The organism is Kitasatospora sp. NPDC005751, from assembly GCF_040630835.1.
In the GTDB taxonomy this organism is placed as follows: domain Bacteria; phylum Actinomycetota; class Actinomycetes; order Streptomycetales; family Streptomycetaceae; genus Kitasatospora.
This window is the reverse complement of record NZ_JBEXYC010000044.1, coordinates 1-17,262: the sequence shown is the minus strand read 5'-3', so window position 1 is coordinate 17,262 and position 17,262 is coordinate 1. Positions and strand designations below refer to the sequence as shown.

Genomic DNA, 17,262 nt, shown 5'->3' with positions numbered 1-17,262 from the left:
ACAGAGCGGCCGAGGCGGAGACCGTGGAGAGCGGCCTGCGCCCCGGCGAGTGCCGCACCCTCGTGTCGCCCGGTCCGCCCGCGTACGCCGTGCGCAATCTCACCGGTCACGACATCGAGCTGCACGACCGGCCGGACTGCACCCGTCGGACCGGGACCGTCACCCCGGGCGAGGAGATCGTCGGCGAGCTGTACAGCGTCCGGGTCCTCTGAGCCCGATGGGCCACGACTCCCTCTCCCGGCGGCTGGTGGCGCTCGCGACCGGCCGGTGGGCGGCCACGGCCGGGTCCGCCGCCCCGGCGCCGCCGGGCCGTCCTCCGCGCTCCGGAGGTCCGGCCCGGCACCGGGGCGCGGCCGTGCTGACCGCCCTGGCCACCGCGGCCTGCGTGGTCTGTCCGGCCGCCGCCCGCGCCGACGGCGGGCCCGCGCGGGAGCGCCTCCTGCAGCGGCAATTCATCTCCGCCGCCGGGGAGTTCGGCGTGCCGGTCGGAGTACTCCTGGCACTCGCCTACCAGGAGAGCCGCTGGGAGTCCCACCAGGGCAGGCCGAGTACCACCGGGAACCACGGCGTGCTGGGGCTGACCGACGTCGACGTCGCCGCCGTCAACGCCGCCAACGCCGCCAACGCCGACCACCCGGCCCGGCGCGGCGCGGCGGGCGCCGCGAAACCCCGGGTCACGGACTCCCCGGCGCTCCACACGCTCCGCGCGGCGGCCGCCCTGATCCACCGCCCGGCCGAGGAGGTGAAGCGGGACACGCTGCAGAACCTCCGCGGCGGCGCGGCCCTGTTGGCGGGATACCGGAACGCGCTGCCGGGACCGGTCCGCGACGGCGCCGGCGGCTGGTACGAAGCGGTGACGCGCTTCGGGCGCGGGGCGGGTGAGGACGAGCCGGGCCGTCGGTTCGCGGACCGGGTCTTCGAGACCCTGCGCGTGGGCGCGGAGCGGACCACCTCCGAGGGGGCGCGGGTGAGGCTCGCCGCCGAACCGGACCTCGTGCCGCCCGCCGCCCGGCCGCACCGGCCCGCCGAGCAGCCTTCGGCGCGGCCTTCGCGCCGGGCCGACGGGCCGGTCGCCGAGTGCCCGGACGAGCTCGGGTGCGACTTCGTGCCCGCCGCGTACGCCCTGGCCGACGCCGCGGACCCGACGTCATGGGGGAACTACAACCCGGCCGACCGCCCCGCCGACGGCCTGCGGATCCGCACCCTCGTGCTGCACGACACCGAGGGCGGCTTCGACGGGGCGATCGAGTACTTCCAGGACCCCCGGGCCCAGGCCAGCGCGCACTACCTCGTCCGTGCCTCCGACGGCCACGTCACCCAGCTGGTGGCCACGCACGACATCGCCTGGCACTCCGGCAACAAGACCGTCAACATGCACAGCATCGGGATCGAGCACGAGGGCTTCGCGCTCCCCACCGACCGGCCCACCTGGTACTCCGAGCAGTTGTACCGGTCCTCCGCGGAGCTGGTGCGCCACCTCGCGGCCCGGTTCGCCGTGCCGCTGGACCGCGAGCACGTCATCGGCCACGACGAAGTCCCGGCGCCGACCCAGGCGGCGGTGTCCGACATGCACTGGGACCCGGGCCCGTACTGGGACTGGGAGCACTACTTCGAACTGCTGGGGGCGCCGCCCGGGCCGGCCGACGGTCCGCCGCGGCCGGGTGACACGGTGGCCGTCGTCGCGCCGCTCGTGGCGACCGGGCCGCTGCCGCCGCAGGCCCGGGAGCTGCAGGCGCGCAACGCCGTCCTGCTGCGCACCGGTCCGGCCGCCGACGCGCCGCTCGTCAACGACGGGTCCACCAGGCCCGACGACTGGAGCGACACCGCCGTTACCGGCGCCCGCTACGTGGTGGCCGGGCGCGAGGGCGACTGGACGGCGATCTGGTACGACGGGCAGAAGTGCTGGTTCCCCGACCCCGCGGGCCTGAGCACCCGCCGCGTGGGAGCGGCCGGCCGTACGCTGCTCACCCCGCGCCCCGGACCGGCCTCGGTCCCGGTGTACGGCCGCGCCTATCCGGAGGCCTCCGCCTACGCCGACCACCCGGCCGTCGACCCGCCGCCGGTGGTCGCCCTGCGGGCCACCCTCCCGGCGGGCCAGGTGTACGTCGCGGCGGACGGGTCACCCCGGCCGGCCGACTTCTTCCAGCAGCGGACGATCCGTACCGACACGCCCGACAGCCGGATCCTGGTGGTCGGCCGCGACACCTACTACGCGATCCGCTTCGACCACCGGCTCGCCTTCGTGCGGTCGAGCGACGTGCGCGTCGTCCCGCCCACGGCGGAGTCCGGGTGACGGCCGCCGGTCAGGCAGTCGGGACGGTGAACCGGTACCCGGCGTCGACGAGCCGGGGCAGGTAGTGCCGGACGGCGGCGACGGTCTGCGAGCGGTCGGCCGGCCCGCCCCGGGCGGGCAGGAACCCGGGGGTGAGGCAGCCGTCGTGGTTGAGGACGATCGAACCGGTCCGGGCCTCGGCGAGCACCCGGTCCACGATGACGTCGGCACCGGGGTTCGACCAGTCCTCCGGGTCCACCGACCAGGAGACCGGCCGCAGTCCGAGGTCCGCGCAGACGGCCACGGTGGCCGGGGTGAAGTGGCCGCCGGGGGCCCGGAACAGCGTCGGCCGTCGGCCGGTGACGCCGACGACGAGCTCGGTGGTGCGCTCGATCTCCGCCCGGATCTGGGGCTCGGACAGATCGTCGAGGCGGGGATGGGACCAGGTGTGGTTGCCCAGGACGTGGCCCGCCTCGGCGACGCGGCGGGCCAGACGGGGGTACTTCTCCACGTTGGCGCCGATCACGAAGAAGGTCGCGGTGACGCCGTACTGCCGTAGGACGGTGAGGAGTTCGGCCGTGGCGTAGGGGCCGGGGCCGTCGTCGAAGGTCAGCGCCATGGCCATCGGTGCGGCGTCCACGTACTCCTGCGGCCCGGAGAGGGCGCCCGGGTCCGCGTCCGTGCTCTCGCCCGGGGCCCCGCCTGTGGTCGCGGTCTCCGCGCCGGGCGACCGGCGCGGACGCGGCCCCGCCGCGCCGACGGTGGCGCCCGCGCCGCAGGCCGTGGCGAACGCCAGGGTGGCGGCCCTGAGCAGGGGGCGTCGTGCGAGCTGTCCGCGGTGAACCGTCATGGCCGCAGTATCGGCGTCGGCGCCCCGGCGCCGGGCGGGGCACGCCCGGGCGCCCCGGCGCCGGGCCGCACGACCACCCGGGCGGCGCTTGCGCGGTGAACGGCGGGGCAGGGCGCCCGGATCCACGCCGCACGCGTGGCCGGGCGCCCCGGTGGGGCCTACTGCCACGGGTCGGTGAACGACCGCCCCGGTACCGGCTTGGCGATGAGCGCCACCGCGATGAAGAAGTTCACCTGGCCGATCGCGAACATCAGGGTGGCGAGCGCCCGGGCGTCGTAGTGCTCGGTCGCCCGGCCGTACAGCTCGTCGGAGACCCGCTCGCCGTGGACGGACGGCTGGAGCACGGCCTCCACCAGCGCCAGCGCGGCCCGCTCCGCACCGGTGAAGTACGGCGAGTCCGCCCAGGACGCCACCGAGGTGATGCGCTCCTCGGACTCCCCGGCCTTGCGCAGGAAGCCGGTGTGCAGCACGGTCAGGTAGGTGCTGCCGACGATCTGGCCGGCCCGCAGCTGGACCAGGCTGATGGTGGTGCGCGGCACCGAACCGTTGCCGGTGGCCCTGAACAGCGCGGCCGACACCTCCGCCAGCTCGGGCACGAGCTGCGCCGGGTCCTCGGTCATCCGCGGCGCCATCCGGACCTCTGCCGTGATCGATCGCGTTTCCATAAGTGCCTCCTCGGGGCTTTCACACGGTCACTGCTGCTTCGACGGACGGCGGCGGGAAGATGTGACAGCGGCCGGACGCCAAGTTCGCCGGAGTCGCCCGGCTCCCGGGCGGCGTTGCCAGGCGCTGCTGCCTCTTCCCGCGGCCGGACAGCGGATCTTCCGGTGAACGCTCCCCCCAGGTGGGGCAATTCGGCCGATCTACCCGGTGACGGGCCAGCCGATGACCTGGTCGAGCTCGAGGTCGCGGAGGACGGCGTCGTCCAGCCTGACGCCGGTGGCGTCGGTCAGCCCCTGAGGCCGGGCGCCGGTGAGGACCAGACCCAGTCGTGTCAGCCCTGGAACGCGACTGTCGTCGGCAATCGCGGGCTCCGGCGCTGCCGACCAGGCCGGAAGGACGCGCGCCGGTCTGACAGGGGAGTCCGGTTCTGTTCCGGGTCGACGGCACCTTCCGGTGAACTCGACGGGGTGCGGCTCCCGTTGGTACCGGTGAGGGCCCGGCGGGTGGGCGCCGGGTGGGCTGCGGCCCGGGTGGACCGGTGCGCCGACGAGGCCCGGTCCCGACCAGTCAGGAGCAGACGCATGAACAAGATCAAGGCCGCGGTCGTGGCCGCCGCCGCCCTCGCCGGAGTCGGGTTGGGCGCGGCTCCCGCGTCGGCGGGTGACATCGGTGTCCCCGGACACTGCAGCGACCGGCAGTTCGGCGGCACCTACCTGTGCGGCGGCGCCTACGGCGACGGCGTGACGTACTTCGGTTTCCGGGACGGCACCAGCGAGATCTTCGTGATCGGGACCGACCACGCCGTGTGGACGCGCTGGACGACCAACAGCTCCGGCAAGCTGAGCTCCTGGACCTCCCTGGGCGGCTCCTTCACGAGCAAGGTCGAGATCACCCGGCAGACCCTCGGCGGCGCCTTCACCATTACCGCGCGCGGCGACGACAACCGCCTGTGGTCCCGCGACCGTGACCAGAACGGGAATTGGAACGGCTGGCACAACTAGGAACGGCCGGTACCGGCACGTCCGGATCGTGGTGGGGGAGGCCCGGAGAGCGGTTCATGGCCGCTCCGGACCTCCCCTCCGTCCGTCAGCCGCCGCTGCGGACGCGGGCCGTGGTCGCGGGCGATGGTCGTCGGAGACCCAAGGTCCGGGACGTGACGGAAATGTGTTCGCGTGTGAGGGGTGGTGTCGGGATACGATCACCCGGCCGACCACCGCGCAGCCGCGTCGGGGTCGTCCGTATTCAGATCCTGAGGTGACCGTTGAAGATCCGTCGTTCGCTCGCTACCGCCGTCCTCCTCGCCACGGCCGCCGCGCCCGTCGCCCTGGGCAGCACCCCGGCGTTCGCCGACAGTGCCCCGGCGGGGCAGGAGCAGACGGACCCGGCGGAGACGAAGACGGACGACGAGAACCGGGCGGCGATCGAGAAGCTGCTCGTCTACCCGAACAGCTACCTGCTGACGGCGCCGAGCAGCTACCTGCGCGAGCACGCGGCGGCGGCCCTCGCGGGCACCCCCGAGGACCGGGCGCGCTTCCTCGCGTCGGAGGTGGACCGCATCCGCCGGGACGACGCGCGGATCGCGATCCTGCGGATCATGAGCGCCGGCGGTCCGGCCGTGAAGCAGGCCGCCAACGCCGTGCTCGACGTGGACGACATCGAGGTGTTCCGCGCCTTCCTGAACCAGGGCCAGTACGAGGCCCGGGCCGAGGACGAGAAGCGCGCCGAGGTGCAGCGGATCCTCGACGACCCGAAGAGTGGGCCGGGTGTGCGCGAGGGCGCCCGGAAGGCGCTCGCGGGGACGGCCGCGGATGTCGAGCAGTTCCTCACGGTAGGCCTCAAGAAGGCCGGTGAGGACGACGACCGGGTCCTGCTCGGCCAGATCATGGCCGTCGGTGGCCCGGCGGTGCGGGCCGCCGCCGGCGCCGCGCTCGACGGCACCATCGACGACGTCCGTGCCTTCCTCAAGGTCGGCCAGTTCGTCGCCCGGGCCGAGGACGAGAACCGCGCCGAGGTCCGGCGGATCCTCGACGACGCGGGTACCGGCCGTCACGTCCGGGAGGCGGCCGAGAAGGCGCTCGCCGGCAGCGCGGCGGACGTCGAGCGCTTCCTGAAGGCGCAGCTGGAGCCGCTGCGGGAGAGCGACGACCGGATCCGCGTCTCCCAGATCGTCGAGACCGGGACGCCCGAGGTCCGGAAGGCCGGCCTCGCCGCGCTCGAAGGCACCGCCGCGGACGTCCGGGCCTTCCTGGCCGAGGGCCGGTTCACGGCTCGTGCCAAGGACGAGGCCGCCGCGAAGGCCGCCGCCGAGGCCGCCGCGAAGCCCGCCACCGGGGCGGTGCAGAGCACCTCCGGCACCACCCAGCCGGTCCCCGCGGTGGTTCCCGCCGCGGTCACCTCCGGTACGACGGCCACGACGGCCACCTCGGCCACCTCGGCCACCGCGGCCGTCCGGGGCACCGGTACCGGCACGCTGGCCGCCACCGGCTCGACCGCTCCGCTCGGGGAGCTCACCGCCGCCGCCGGCGCGGCCGTCCTCCTGGGCGCCGGCGCGGTCGTCGCCTCGCGCCGCCGCTCGCAGGCCTGATCCACCCCTCTCGCCGACCGGTGCGCCGCTCGCACCGGTCGGCGAGGTGTTTCCCGGGCCCCGGCCGGGCCGGCCGCACCGGCTGCGCGGACCTACCCCTGGGCGGTGGGGCGGACGACGATGTCGCCCACATCGACCCCGTCCGGCTGCTCGATGGCGAAGGCGATGGCGCGGGCCACCGCGTCCGGCGGGAGGGCGATCTCCATCAGCTTGTCGATCTGGGGCTTCACCGACGGGTCCATGTGCTCCGCGAAGTCCGTGCGGACGGCGCCGGGCGAGACGACGGTGACGCGCAGGCTGTCGCCGGCCTCCTGGCGCAGGCCCTCCGAGACGGTCCGTACGGCGTTCTTCGTCGCCGCGTACACCGACTGGAGCGGCACGATGCGCAGGCCGGCGGTGGACACGGTGTTGACGAAGTGTCCGGAGCCCTGCTCCCGGAAGACCGGCAGGGCCGCGGCGATCCCGTACAGGACGCCCTTGAGGTTGACGTCGATCATCTGCTCCCAGTCCTCGACGCGCAGGTCGTCCAGGCGGGAGATCAGCCCGACCCCGGCGTTGCCGACGAGGACGTCGAGCCTGCCGTACCGGTCGCGGGCCAGCTGGACGAGGCCGGTGAGGTCGCCCTGCCGCGTCACGTCCGTGCGGATCCAGGCGGCCTCGCCGCCGGCCTGTTCGATACGGGCGGCCAGGGCCTCCAGGCGCTCTGTGCGGCGTGCCCCGAGGACCACCTTCGCGCCGCGCGCGGCCAGCAGGAGTGCGGTCGCCTCGCCGATGCCGCTGCCGGCGCCAGTGATCGCCACGACCTTGCCTTCGATTCCCGACATACGGGACCGTCCTTCCGGAACAGGGGAACAGGGGAACAGGGGAACAGGGGGCGGGGGCAGGCCGGGCCGTGCCCTAGAGTTGAAAGTGGAGGGTCCGCCACTTCGCCCAGACTAAGCGGAGGATCCTCCACTTAGCAACGGAGGAGGAAGAGGCCGCCGATGACCCGAGCTTCAGGGCGCCCGCTGAGGGCCGACGCGCAGCGGAACCGGGACAGGATCCTGGCCACCGCGGTGCGCATGTTCACCGAGGAGGGGCTCGACGCGACCTTCGAGCGGATCGCCGCGGAGGCGGGTGTCGGAACCGGCACCCTGTACCGCAACTTCCCGACCAGGGAGGCGCTGGTCGAGGCGGCGTACCGCAACGAGGTGGCCCGGCTCTGCGACGCCGCCCCCGGACTCCTCGCGACCATGCCGCCCGCCGAGGCCCTGCGCGCGTGGACCCGCCGCTTCATCGACTACGCCACCGCCAAGCTCGGCTTGGCCGACGCCCTGCGGGCGGTGGTCGCTTCGGGCAGCAACCCCTATGCTGACAGCCGCGAGCTGATCCAGGGCGCCCTCGCCGCCCTGATGGACGCCGGTAACGCGGCCGGAACGATCCGGTCCGACATCAGCGCGAGCGACATGTTCGCCGCGCTCGCCGGCATCGCCCTCACCTCGGCCGGGCCGGACCAGCGCGAGCAGGCCGAACGCCTCCTCGACCTCACCCTGGACGGACTGACGGCGGCCCCGGCTCCGCCGTCCGGCGACTGACGGCGAACTCCCAACGCCCCGGGCTCGCAACGGGGTTCATCCCCGGCGGTCCGACGGACGGGTGCCCGGCGGCTGACGCCCGCCGGTGTACCGGCCGGCACCGACGGCGAGGCTCCGGCCTCCGGGACGATTCCCGGGGGCCGGAGCCACGTGCCGCGGCGGACCGGCCGGTCCGCCGGTCCGCTGTCGGGTGCCGCAGGTCAGCCGTTCGCGCAGATCACGTAGACGCTGATGCCCACGCTGCTGCTGCCGGACTGGCGGCCGATGCCTACCCAGCCGTTGGCGCCGTCCGTCGGGAAGCTGCCGACCAGGACCGCCTCGTTGCCCTGGGCCTCCGCGCCACCGCCGATCGCCCGCTTGCCGGCGGGACAATTGACCGTCCGGCGCTGGAAGTTGCCGACGTTGGCGTTGCCCAGCTTGACCACCTGGTAGCCGTCGATGGCATCGACGGCCTTCACCGATGCCTGGCGCTCCTGCCCGGCGGCGCCGTCGTCGTTCGCCTGCGCGACCCACCCCGTGCCCGCCGCCAGCGCGACCGCCAGCAGTCCGGCTCCCAGCACGTGCGTCCTACGCACCATGGTCGTCTCCCCTTCGGTGGTGGCGGGCCCGCCGGCGGCGGAACCTTCGCCACCAGGGCTATCGGTGCTACCGGACAGGGGAGTTGAGCCAAACCCCACCTTGGGATGAACACAGAGCGTTCGCGACTTCCCGGCCCCGCGCCGGTGACCCGGCGTGCGCGGTGCCGTGCGCCCCCGGCACACCGCAGTGGCGGACAGCGCGGCGGTGCCGCCTACAGGCGGATCGGCAGGGCGACGAGGCCGCGCACCAGCCGGGAGTGGCGCCAGGTGAGTCGGTCGGGCGGGACGGCCGGCCGCAGGGTCGGGAAGCGTTCCAGGAGGACCCGCAGGACGATCTCGATCTCGGCGTGGGCGAGCGGTGCGCCGACGCAGCGGTGGATCCCGTGCCCGAAGGCCAGGTGGCCGGCCGCGTCGGGCCGGTCGAGGTCGAGCCGGTCGGGGTCGGCGAACCGCGCGGGGTCGCGGTTGGCCGCGCCGGGGCAGACGAACACCGGGGAGCCGGCGGGGACTTCGCTGTCGCCCAGGCGCACCGCCTCGGGGGCCCAGCGCCAGGTCGCGATGCTGACCGGCGCGTCGTAGCGCAGCAGTTCGTCGACCGCGGCCGGGATGCGGTGCGGGTCGGCCACCAGGCGTCGCAGGTCGTCCGGGTGCCGGAGCAGCGCGAGGACGGCGTTGCCGATCGCCGCGGTGGTGGTCTCGTGACCGGCCACCAGCAGCAGCACGGCCAGCGACAGCAACTCCTCCTCGCCGAGGCGGCCGGCGTCGCTGTCGCGGACCGCGATCAGCTCGGAGAGCAGCGAACCGTCCGGCCCGGACCGCTTGGTGGCGATCAGCTCCGCCAGGTAGTCGGCCAGCGCGTGCGAGGCCGAGTCGATCCGCTCGTGGTCGCCGGTGGCGAACAGGTCGGTGGACCAGCCGCGGACGGCCGGGCGGTCCTCCGGTGGGACGCCCAGGAGTTGGCAGATGACGGTGACCGGGAGGGGCCCGGCGAGGTCCTCGACGAGGTCGACCTCGCTACCGGGTGCCCAGCGGTCGACGAGTTCTTCGGCGAGTGAGCGGACGTACGGGCGGAGTCCGTCGACCACGGCGGTGGTGAACGCCCTGGTGACCAGGCGGCGGAGCCGGGTGTGCTCCGGGGGATCGGTGGCGAGCATGGTGCGGGCGACGGCCGGGTGCAGGGACCGCTCGGACGGCTTGTCGGCGAAGTACGCGCCGGTGTCCTTCGACAGCGGGGCGGTGAGGGCCTGGCGGGCCGCGTGGTAGCCGGTGACGACGGTCGCGGTGCCGGGGCCGCCGCCCTCCATCGGGATGCGCAGGACCGGTGCGGCCTCGCGCAGGGCGGCGTAGGTGGGGTAGCGGTCGCGGTAGAACGCCGGATCGGCGAAGGGGGAGGCCATGTCGGTCCCTGGGCGGTGTCGAGCGGGCCGCCGCCGGGCGGCGGCGACGGAGCGGACGGTGTCGGAGGTGGCGCACTGCTGGGCTACCGGTCGTGGCCGGACGGCCTCGGCTCGGATGCTACCCGCGCGGGCGCCGCCGCCGGTCGGCCGCCGGCCGGGACGGCCCCGACGCGGGGCCCCGTGGAATGCACAGCCGTCGGACCGGTCTCGTAGAGTGGCGGAAGCGGCGGGGGCCGTGCGACACGGGGGATTGCGAGGCGCCTTGAACGCTGAGGGGACGCGGATCGCCGACCGGTACCGGTTGGAGGTACTGCTCGGGCGCGGCGGGATGGGCGAGGTCTGGCGGGCCCACGATCCCCGACTGGACCGCGGGGTCGCGATCAAGTTCCTCGCCCCGCAGTCGGCGGCCGGCGCGGTGGCCGCGCAGCGGTTCCACCGGGAAGCACAGGTCACCGCGCGGTTCCAGCACCCGGGCATCACCCAGATCTTCGACAGCGGCGAACAGGGCGGCCGGCTCTACCTGGTGATGGAACTGCTCCGGGGCCGCGACCTCGGGGAGGTCCTGCACGGGCGGCCATCGGGGCTGCCCGTCGACGAGGCGGTGGAGCTGACCGCGCAACTCGCGGGCGCCCTGTCCTACGCGCACCGGCTGGGCATCGTCCACCGGGACGTCAAACCCGCCAACCTCATGCTGCTCCCCGACGGCACGCTCAAGGTGTGCGACTTCGGACTCGCCGGGTACGTCCGGGCCGACTCGGGTCTCACCCGGGAGGGCAGCGTGATGGGCACGCCCGAGTACATGGCCCCCGAGCAGTGGCGCAGTCCCCGGGTCGACGGACGGGCCGATCTCTACGCGCTGGGCTGTGTGCTCTTCGCGCTGCTCACCGGACGGCCGCCGTTCCCGGCGCGCGGCGGCATCTGGACCCTGATGGTCCAGCACCTCCAGACCCCGGCCCCGCGTCTCGCCCCGCTGCGGCCGGAGGTCCCCGACGAGCTCGACGAGCTGGTCGCGGAGCTGCTCGCCAAGGATCCGGCGGACCGCCCGGCCGACGCGGGAGCCGTCGTGGCGCGGCTCCGGGCGGTCGGCCGCCGCCCGTCCGCGCCGGAGCCGCGGACGCCCGCCGTTCCGGCCGCAGTACCCACCGCTGTTCCCGCCGTGGTGCACTCCGGCGGTCTCGGGCTGGAGCTGCACCGCAACGAGTTCCTCGCCCCGGGCGCCACGGAGGCGCACACGATCCTGACGGTGACCGGCCCGAGCGGGGCCGCCGACCGTGCGGCGGCCGGCGTGCCCCGCGCGCTCGTCCTCCTGGTCGGACTGTCGCCGGAGCTGCCCGAGGCGGACTTCCGGGCGGTCGGGGCGGCGGTCGCGGCCGTCATCGACGGCCTGGACGAGGACGCCTCCTTCGCCGTCGTCGCGGGGTCGGCGTACGCGCGGATGCTCTACCCCGACACCCAGCGGCTGGTCCGGGCGACCGCGGCCGCCAAGGCCGGGGCGCGGGCGGCGCTGGCCGGGCTGGAGCCGGTCGGCGCGGCGGCGTTCGGCCGCTGGATCCGGCTGGCCGACCGCCTGTTCGCCGGCCACGCCGACGCGGCGCGCACCGCGATCCTGCTGACCGACCTGGAGGCGGCGGCCGAGAGCGCCGACGACCTGGCCGCCGCCCTCGCCTCCTGCGCGGGCCGCTTCCCGTGCCACGCCCGGGGCATCGGCGAGCGGTGGTCGGTGGCCCAGGTCCGGTCCGTCACCTCCGCGTTGGGAGGCACCCTCGACATCGTGCCCGCCCCCGCGTCGCCCACGGGGACACCGGGCCTCCAGCGGGAGCTGGCCTCCCTGGTGGACCGGACCCGTCGGGCCGGGCTGCGCGACCTCGCCCTGCGGATCACCACGTACGACGGTGGCGGGGTGCGTTACCTCAAGCAGGTCTCCCCGCAGTTCGAGGACCTGTCGGAGCGCGGGCAGCCCGTCGGCCCCGGGGTCACCGAGTACGCCGTCGACATCGCCGACGACGAGTCGCTCGACTTCCACCTCTGTGTCGGACTACGGCCCGGGCGGGAGGGGGAGGAGGTCGTCGCGGCCGAGCTGGAGATCGTCCAGCTCCCCCCGACGGGTGACGGCCGGACCCTCGTCCGGGCCCGGATGCCGGTCCACCGGGTCGGTGATCCCGCCCGGCCGGGCCCCGAGCCGGTCGCGGTGGACCGGGAGGCGCTCCTGCGCGCCATCGGGGAGGGGCTCCGGGCCGACGGCCGTTCGCGGGCGGCCGAGGGCTGATCAGCGGGCCCCGGGCGGCGCGACCCGGCGGGCCGCGACGGCTCAGCCGGCCTCGGCCGGGAGCCGGCCCGCCGCGACCGCCTCGACCAGCGCCCGGTGGTCCCGCTCGTTCCGGTCCGCGTACGCCTCGGCGAACTCCACCAGGGCCCGGTCGAAGGCGTCCCGCTTCCCCAGGTAGGCGGCGATGGCGATGCGGTCGCCCGACCGGGCGTGCGCCCGGGCCAGCGTGGCGCCGCACAGTTCGCCGAAGGCCCGCATGCCGCGCGGCACCATCCGCTCGGCCACGACGATGCCCTTCCAGTCGCGGAGCTGACGGATGTAGAAGTCCCGCCGCCTGCCGTCGATGCCCTCGACCCGCTCCCAGCCCAGGAAGATGTCGCTGGTGGCCTGCATCAGCCGCTGGCCGGAGACCACCCGCTCGCCCTGGTTGTCGTACCGGCTCGCGCCGACGTACGGCGCCAGCACCGATTCGCCGGCCTCCTTGGCCTGGAGGAACAGCGGGTCCTCGCCGTCCCGGCCGAGCAGCAGGAAGATCCAGCACCGGGTGCCGACGCTGCCGACACCGACGACCTTGCGGGCCGCGTCCACCAGCCGGAACGCCGAGAGCAGGGTGCGCCGGTCGGCGGGCATGGTGCTCGCGTAACGCCGCACCAGGCCGTGGAACAGCTCCATCAGCGCGGTCCGCTCCACCTCCGGCAGGAGGTCGGCGATCGGGACGAGCAGCGGCGGGTCGGCGGCGATCCGGACCAGGCCGTCCGTCACCTCGGTGAGCTTGCCGAAGGCCTGGAGGCTGTCGCGGGTGCGGGCCTTCGACATCGCCTCGTCGAGCCCCCGGCGGGCCCGTTTGGAGACCCGGCCCACCGCCAGCTCCCGCAGCCGCTGCGAGTCCAGCTGGGCGTACCAGACATCCAGGTTGCGCATCCCCGCGAACCGCCGCATCGCCTCCCGGTACGAGCGGACCGCCGTGGCGACGATGTCGGCGCGCTGCGCCCCGTCGAAGTCGTTCGCCCGGCCCGCGATCACCAGGCTCGACGCCAGCCGCTTCACGTCCCACTCCCACGGGCCGGGCAGCGTCTCGTCGAAGTCGTTGATGTCGAAGACCAGCCGCCGCTCCGGCGAGGCGAGCAGCCGGAAGTTCAGCATGTGGGCGTCGCCGCAGAGCTGGACCCGGATGCCCGAGTCGGGGGTGCCCGCGAGGTCGGACGCCATGACCGCGGCCGCGCCCCGGTAGAAACGGAACGGGGACTCGGCCATCCGGGCGTACCGGATCGGCACCAGCTCCGGCACGCGCAGCGCCGACTGGGCCGCCAGGATCGTGAGCGGGTCGGGCCGCTCCGGGCCCGGCCGGTACTCGGCGTGGGCGGAACGCGGTGTCGTCCGGCGTGCCGCCCGACCGGCCGCCGCCCGCTCCTCGGGGGTCGCGCGCCGCACGGGACGCGCCTGGTCCTGGCCCATCCGGTCCTCCTGTCCGACCGCGGCCGCGCTCCCGGCCGCCCACCTGCGGAGGAGCGCCGGCCTGCCCCCCCGGGGGAGGGAGGCAGGCGTGGCGGCCCTGCTCCGATCATGGCCGCCCCGGGCCGATCCGGCTCGCGGTGAGCCGGATCGGCGTCCGGCCCGTGCCGAACGTGGCCCGGCCGGGTCAGACCGCCGAGTACCAGACCTGGGCGCCGGTCCCGTTGCAGGTCCACAGGTTCAGCGGAACGCCCTGGACGGCGGTGGACTGCGGGTCGTCCAGGCACTTCCCGGACGCGGGGTTCAGCAGGTAGCCGGTCGGCGACGGCAGCCACTGCTGCGCCGTGGAACCCGAGCACGGCGCGAGCAGGACCGCGCTGCCGGCGGTCCCGGCGGTGCCCGCGTCCAGGCAGGCGCCGGTGGAGACCCGGAGCGTGCCGTCCTTGACCAGCTGCCAGTTCTGCTGCGGGGTGGCGGCGCACGTGCGGAGACTGACCGAGGTGCTGTTCTCCGCCCCGCCGCTCAGGCAGTAGGTGGTCGCCTTGTTGGTGAAGGCGCTCCAGATCGGCTGCCCGCTGTACGGGTACCGCCAGTCCTGGCCGCCCGCGCCGCAGCTCCAGAGGACCAGCTGGGTGCCGTTGGCGGTCGACGCCCCGGGGTCGGCCAGGCACTTGCCGGACTGCGGGTTGAGCAGGCCCTTGGCGTTCTGGGTCCAGACCTGGGAGCCGGTGCCGTTGCAGGGGTAGAGCTGGACGGGCGTCCCGTCGGTGCGTCCGCCGCCGGTCACGTCGAGGCACTTGCCGAGCGCCTTGACCGTGCCGTCGTTGCCGACCGTCCAGCTCTGCCCCGGCGTGGTGGCGCAGTCCCAGATGTCCACGGGCATGCTGTAGCCGGTGGGGTCGGCCGCGTTGTTCCCGGCGTCGAGGCACTTGCCGGGCAGGCCCGAGGTCACGTTCCCGGTCGGTAGGCCGGTGGCCGGCTGGTAGGAGAAGGAGTTGGTGGCCAGCCCGGCGCCGCCGTTCCAGATCTCGAAGCCCGCCTGTACGGAGCAGAGCTGCCCGTCGGCGGGGACGTAGCCGCGCACCACGGCGTCGGCGGTGATCGTGCGCAGGTTCAGGGCGTAGGCGTAGTTGCTCGAACCGGCGAGCAGGTAGCTGATGACCTGCTTGCCGTTGGTGGCGTTCTGGTACTGGTAGACCTGGTACGTCCGGCCGCCGAGGGTGACCTGCTGGGCGGCGGTGCCGAGGGGGACGGGACCGCCCTGCCGGTCGAGCCAGATCATCAGCTCGTGCGAGGTGGCCGGACCGCACCCGCCGGCCGTGTCCGCGTACCAGAGGTCGTAGGCGGCGTTGTACTGGCCCGCGACATGGGTGGTGGTCTTCCAGGTGGTCAGGGTGTCGCCCAGGGTGGCCACCGGTGCGGGGAGTTCACCGGGCCGCGGTACGTACTCGATCCGGGTGTACGCGCCCGGGGCGCCCGGGCTGGTGTTGGTGGCGTTGGTGAGCGCGCTGGAGGTGACGGTGAAGTTCGCGCTGCCGTCACTGCTCATGCAGACCTCGGCGGAGGAGTTCCACTCGTCCGGCATGATCCGGTAGCGGCCGTCGCCCACCAGCGCCGAGCCGAACGGCCCGGTGGTGGAGCTGCACAGCGCGACCGCCGGGCTCGCCGCGGCCGCTCCGGCCAGTGCCCCCTGCAGCCCGCCGACCAGCGCGAGCGCCACGACGACGGCGCGGGCCCGCCGCCGGAACGCGCCGCCGCCCGGCCGCCGGCCATGGTGATGAAGCCTCAAGTCCGTTCCCCCTCGTGAGTGCCGGGTCCGCCCGGCGGATCAGACTGTAGTGCGAGCCGGTCCCCGGCCGGTGACCGCGTTCCCGCGGCGGAACGCGCTGGCGCGGCAGCGGGTCGATGGCCGGGCCCGGTGTGGAGTGCCGCGCATCCACCCCGGGCCGGGGGTCAGAGGCGGACGATCACGAGCGCTGTGTCGTCGGTCGCGCCGCCGGGCGGGAGCAGCTCGGTGAGGACGAGGTCGGCGAGGGCGTCGGGATCGAACCGGCGGTGGCGGATGAGCGCGTCGGCGAGCCGGTTCAGGCCGGTGTCGATGTCCTCGCGCCGCCGTTCGACGAGGCCGTCGGTGTAGAGGACGAGCGTGTCGCCGTGGGTGAAGCCGGCGACGGCCTGGGGCCGGGCCTGGTGCTCGGGGCGGGCGCCGAGCGGCGGGTCGGTGGCCCGGTCGAGGAACTCGACGGTGCCCTCGCCGTGCAGCAGGACGGGCGGCGGGTGGCCCGCGCTGCTGTAGGTGACGGTGTGGGCGTCGCAGTCGATGAAGGCCGTGGCGACGGTGGTGGATTCGGCGCCGTCGACGAAGCGGGCGTAGAGGCCCAGGACCTCCAGCGCCTGGGCGGGCCCGACGGCGACCCGGGAGGCCGCGCTGAGGGCGCTGCGGAGCTGGCCCATGACGCCCGCCGCGGTGAGGCCGTGGCCCACCACGTCGCCGACGGCGACCGCCACGCGGTTGGCCGGCAGCTCGACGAGGTCGTACCAGTCGCCGCATACGTTCAGCGCCCCGACGGCGGGCCGGTAGCGGACCGCGGCGAGGTGGTGCTCAAGCGGTCGGGGGCCCGGGAGCATGGCCTCCTGGAGCGCGAGCGCGACCTCCCGTTCGCGGTCGTGGGCCTCGCGCAGGCGCTCGTTGACCTCCTGCAGTTCGCGCGCGCGGGTGTAGAGCTCCGCCTCCAGGACGCGGGCGCGGTTGCCCTCGGGCATACCGTGGGCCCGGATGAGTTCGGTGATCTCCTCCACCCGGTGGACGAGCAGCACCACTTCGCCGCCCGGGGCCAGGACGGGAGCGTTGACCGGGCTCCAGTAGCGCTCCTCCCACTCGTCGGCTCTGCCGGCGGACTGCACGTCGTAGCGCTGGAGGGCCATGGTGTCGCGTTCGCCGCTCGCCAGGACCCGCTGCAGGGAGACCCCTAGGTTGCGGCTGCCGGTGGCGTCCGGATCGTTCGGATTGTCGGGGAAGACGTCGAAGAGGTACCGGCCGACGAGCTGCTCGCGGGTACGGCCGGACATCCGTACGAAGTCCTCGTTGACGTCGACGTACACCAGGTCCGGGGTGAGGAGGGCGACCATGCCGGGCAGGGCCTGGAACACCGCGCGGTAGTCGACGGCCGGGAGGCTCATGGCTCCGCACGGGGGCCGGGTGCGGAGCCGTCAGCCTCCCGGCCCACCCGTCCGAGGAGGGCTCCGATGGACCCGCCGCGGCCGTGGCAGCCCGTGACGGACCGGCTCCGCCGGTCGAGTTCCTGGTCCATCGCATGCCTCCGACAGCTGTGGCACTCCCCCTGCCACCATCAGTGATTCGGGCACGCCACGCCAGCCGGGCCGGGCGGCCCCTGTGGCGGCTGCCCGCCGTCGGGGCAACGCTGGAGGGGAAGGCCGGGCGGGGAACCACCCGGCACCCACGCCCGACGGGGGCGACCAGGTCGCTGATGACCACGGAGCGTGACCCTTGGCACCGAGGAGTCGATGTGGACCAGAACTCCGGACCTGACGCCGCCCAGCGGGTGGATCCGGCCCTCGTCGCCCGGCGGATCGATGACCGCCGTCGCCAGCTCGGGCTGACCGAG

14 protein-coding genes are annotated in these 17,262 nt (G+C 74.7%); 6 read left to right on the top strand and 8 right to left on the bottom strand.

Annotation, left to right across the window (positions count from 1 at the left end; translation table 11 throughout):
* Positions 1 to 23: 23 nt before the first annotated feature.
* Together ABZ497_RS27890 and ABZ497_RS27885 are read left to right on the top strand one after the other, a co-directional pair.
* A complete protein-coding gene (locus ABZ497_RS27890) occupies positions 24 to 212 on the top strand; it encodes a hypothetical protein (protein ID WP_359809139.1) in 189 nt (62 codons plus the stop codon).
* 5 nt (positions 213 to 217) lie between these two features.
* Positions 218 to 2,293 carry a peptidoglycan recognition family protein gene (locus ABZ497_RS27885; RefSeq protein ID WP_359809137.1) on the top strand — a complete coding sequence of 692 codons (2,076 nt, stop codon included), beginning with the start codon at positions 218 to 220 and terminating at the stop codon, positions 2,291 to 2,293.
* A 10-nt stretch (positions 2,294 to 2,303) separates the two neighbouring features.
* Here ABZ497_RS27885 and ABZ497_RS27880 read toward each other — a convergent pair whose 3' ends face one another.
* Positions 2,304 to 3,122: a polysaccharide deacetylase family protein gene (locus ABZ497_RS27880; RefSeq protein WP_359809135.1), complete on the bottom strand. Its 819-nt coding sequence runs from the start codon at positions 3,120 to 3,122 to the stop codon at positions 2,304 to 2,306.
* A 158-nt stretch (positions 3,123 to 3,280) separates the two neighbouring features.
* Positions 3,281 to 3,787: a carboxymuconolactone decarboxylase family protein gene (locus ABZ497_RS27875; RefSeq protein WP_359809133.1), complete on the bottom strand. Its 507-nt coding sequence runs from the start codon at positions 3,785 to 3,787 to the stop codon at positions 3,281 to 3,283.
* A gap of 579 nt (positions 3,788 to 4,366) precedes the next feature.
* Here ABZ497_RS27875 and ABZ497_RS27870 point away from each other — a divergent pair.
* Complete coding sequence (locus tag ABZ497_RS27870) at positions 4,367 to 4,786, top strand: hypothetical protein (protein ID WP_359809131.1); 420 nt, start codon at positions 4,367 to 4,369, stop codon at positions 4,784 to 4,786.
* Between the two features lie 260 nt (positions 4,787 to 5,046).
* Positions 5,047 to 6,369 carry an ALF repeat-containing protein gene (locus tag ABZ497_RS27865; RefSeq protein ID WP_359809129.1) on the top strand — a complete coding sequence of 441 codons (1,323 nt, stop codon included), beginning with the start codon at positions 5,047 to 5,049 and terminating at the stop codon, positions 6,367 to 6,369.
* A gap of 92 nt (positions 6,370 to 6,461) precedes the next feature.
* On the opposite strand, the gene ABZ497_RS27860 is transcribed toward ABZ497_RS27865, so the two are convergent.
* Complete coding sequence (locus tag ABZ497_RS27860) at positions 6,462 to 7,193, bottom strand: SDR family oxidoreductase (protein ID WP_352286426.1); 732 nt, start codon at positions 7,191 to 7,193, stop codon at positions 6,462 to 6,464.
* 159 nt (positions 7,194 to 7,352) lie between these two features.
* Here ABZ497_RS27860 and ABZ497_RS27855 point away from each other — a divergent pair, with 159 nt between their 5' ends.
* Positions 7,353 to 7,943: a helix-turn-helix domain-containing protein gene (locus tag ABZ497_RS27855; protein WP_359809127.1), complete on the top strand. Its 591-nt coding sequence runs from the start codon at positions 7,353 to 7,355 to the stop codon at positions 7,941 to 7,943.
* 200 nt (positions 7,944 to 8,143) lie between these two features.
* Here the strand turns inward: ABZ497_RS27855 and ABZ497_RS27850 are convergent, their stop codons facing one another.
* Entirely contained in the window at positions 8,144 to 8,521 is a 378-nt protein-coding gene (locus ABZ497_RS27850) for a hypothetical protein (RefSeq protein WP_359809125.1), read from the bottom strand.
* Between the two features lie 212 nt (positions 8,522 to 8,733).
* A complete protein-coding gene (locus tag ABZ497_RS27845) occupies positions 8,734 to 9,918 on the bottom strand; it encodes a cytochrome P450 (protein WP_359809124.1) in 1,185 nt (394 codons plus the stop codon).
* A gap of 262 nt (positions 9,919 to 10,180) precedes the next feature.
* Here ABZ497_RS27845 and ABZ497_RS27840 point away from each other — a divergent pair, with 262 nt between their 5' ends.
* Positions 10,181 to 12,184: a serine/threonine-protein kinase gene (locus ABZ497_RS27840; protein ID WP_359809123.1), complete on the top strand. Its 2,004-nt coding sequence runs from the start codon at positions 10,181 to 10,183 to the stop codon at positions 12,182 to 12,184.
* Positions 12,185 to 12,226: 42 nt separating this feature from the next.
* Here ABZ497_RS27840 and ABZ497_RS27835 read toward each other — a convergent pair whose 3' ends face one another.
* From ABZ497_RS27835 to ABZ497_RS27825, 3 genes are all read right to left on the bottom strand, one after another.
* The gene (locus tag ABZ497_RS27835) at positions 12,227 to 13,639 is read right to left on the bottom strand and encodes a DUF2252 domain-containing protein (RefSeq protein WP_359809121.1); all 1,413 of its coding nucleotides are present in this window, start codon (positions 13,637 to 13,639) and stop codon (positions 12,227 to 12,229) included.
* 184 nt (positions 13,640 to 13,823) lie between these two features.
* On the bottom strand, positions 13,824 to 15,425 hold the full coding sequence (locus ABZ497_RS27830; RefSeq protein WP_359809119.1) for a ricin-type beta-trefoil lectin domain protein: 1,602 nt from the start codon (positions 15,423 to 15,425) through the stop codon (positions 13,824 to 13,826).
* A 164-nt stretch (positions 15,426 to 15,589) separates the two neighbouring features.
* Positions 15,590 to 16,816: a SpoIIE family protein phosphatase gene (locus ABZ497_RS27825; protein ID WP_359809117.1), complete on the bottom strand. Its 1,227-nt coding sequence runs from the start codon at positions 16,814 to 16,816 to the stop codon at positions 15,590 to 15,592.
* Positions 16,817 to 17,262 lie beyond the last annotated feature (446 nt).

Bases quoted from the DNA above. Each gene is read 5' to 3' on its own strand.
- ABZ497_RS27885 (WP_359809137.1), top strand. From the start codon at position 218: ATGGGCCACGACTCCCTCTCCCGGCGGCTGGTGGCGCTCGCGACCGGC.
- ABZ497_RS27880 (WP_359809135.1), bottom strand. From the start codon at position 3,122: ATGACGGTTCACCGCGGACAGCTCGCACGACGCCCCCTGCTCAGGGCC.
- ABZ497_RS27875 (WP_359809133.1), bottom strand. From the start codon at position 3,787: ATGGAAACGCGATCGATCACGGCAGAGGTCCGGATGGCGCCGCGGATG.
- ABZ497_RS27870 (WP_359809131.1), top strand. From the start codon at position 4,367: ATGAACAAGATCAAGGCCGCGGTCGTGGCCGCCGCCGCCCTCGCCGGA.
- ABZ497_RS27860 (WP_352286426.1), bottom strand. From the start codon at position 7,193: ATGTCGGGAATCGAAGGCAAGGTCGTGGCGATCACTGGCGCCGGCAGC.
- ABZ497_RS27855 (WP_359809127.1), top strand. From the start codon at position 7,353: ATGACCCGAGCTTCAGGGCGCCCGCTGAGGGCCGACGCGCAGCGGAAC.
- ABZ497_RS27850 (WP_359809125.1), bottom strand. From the start codon at position 8,521: ATGGTGCGTAGGACGCACGTGCTGGGAGCCGGACTGCTGGCGGTCGCG.
- ABZ497_RS27845 (WP_359809124.1), bottom strand. From the start codon at position 9,918: ATGGCCTCCCCCTTCGCCGATCCGGCGTTCTACCGCGACCGCTACCCC.
- ABZ497_RS27835 (WP_359809121.1), bottom strand. From the start codon at position 13,639: ATGGGCCAGGACCAGGCGCGTCCCGTGCGGCGCGCGACCCCCGAGGAG.
- ABZ497_RS27825 (WP_359809117.1), bottom strand. From the start codon at position 16,816: ATGAGCCTCCCGGCCGTCGACTACCGCGCGGTGTTCCAGGCCCTGCCC.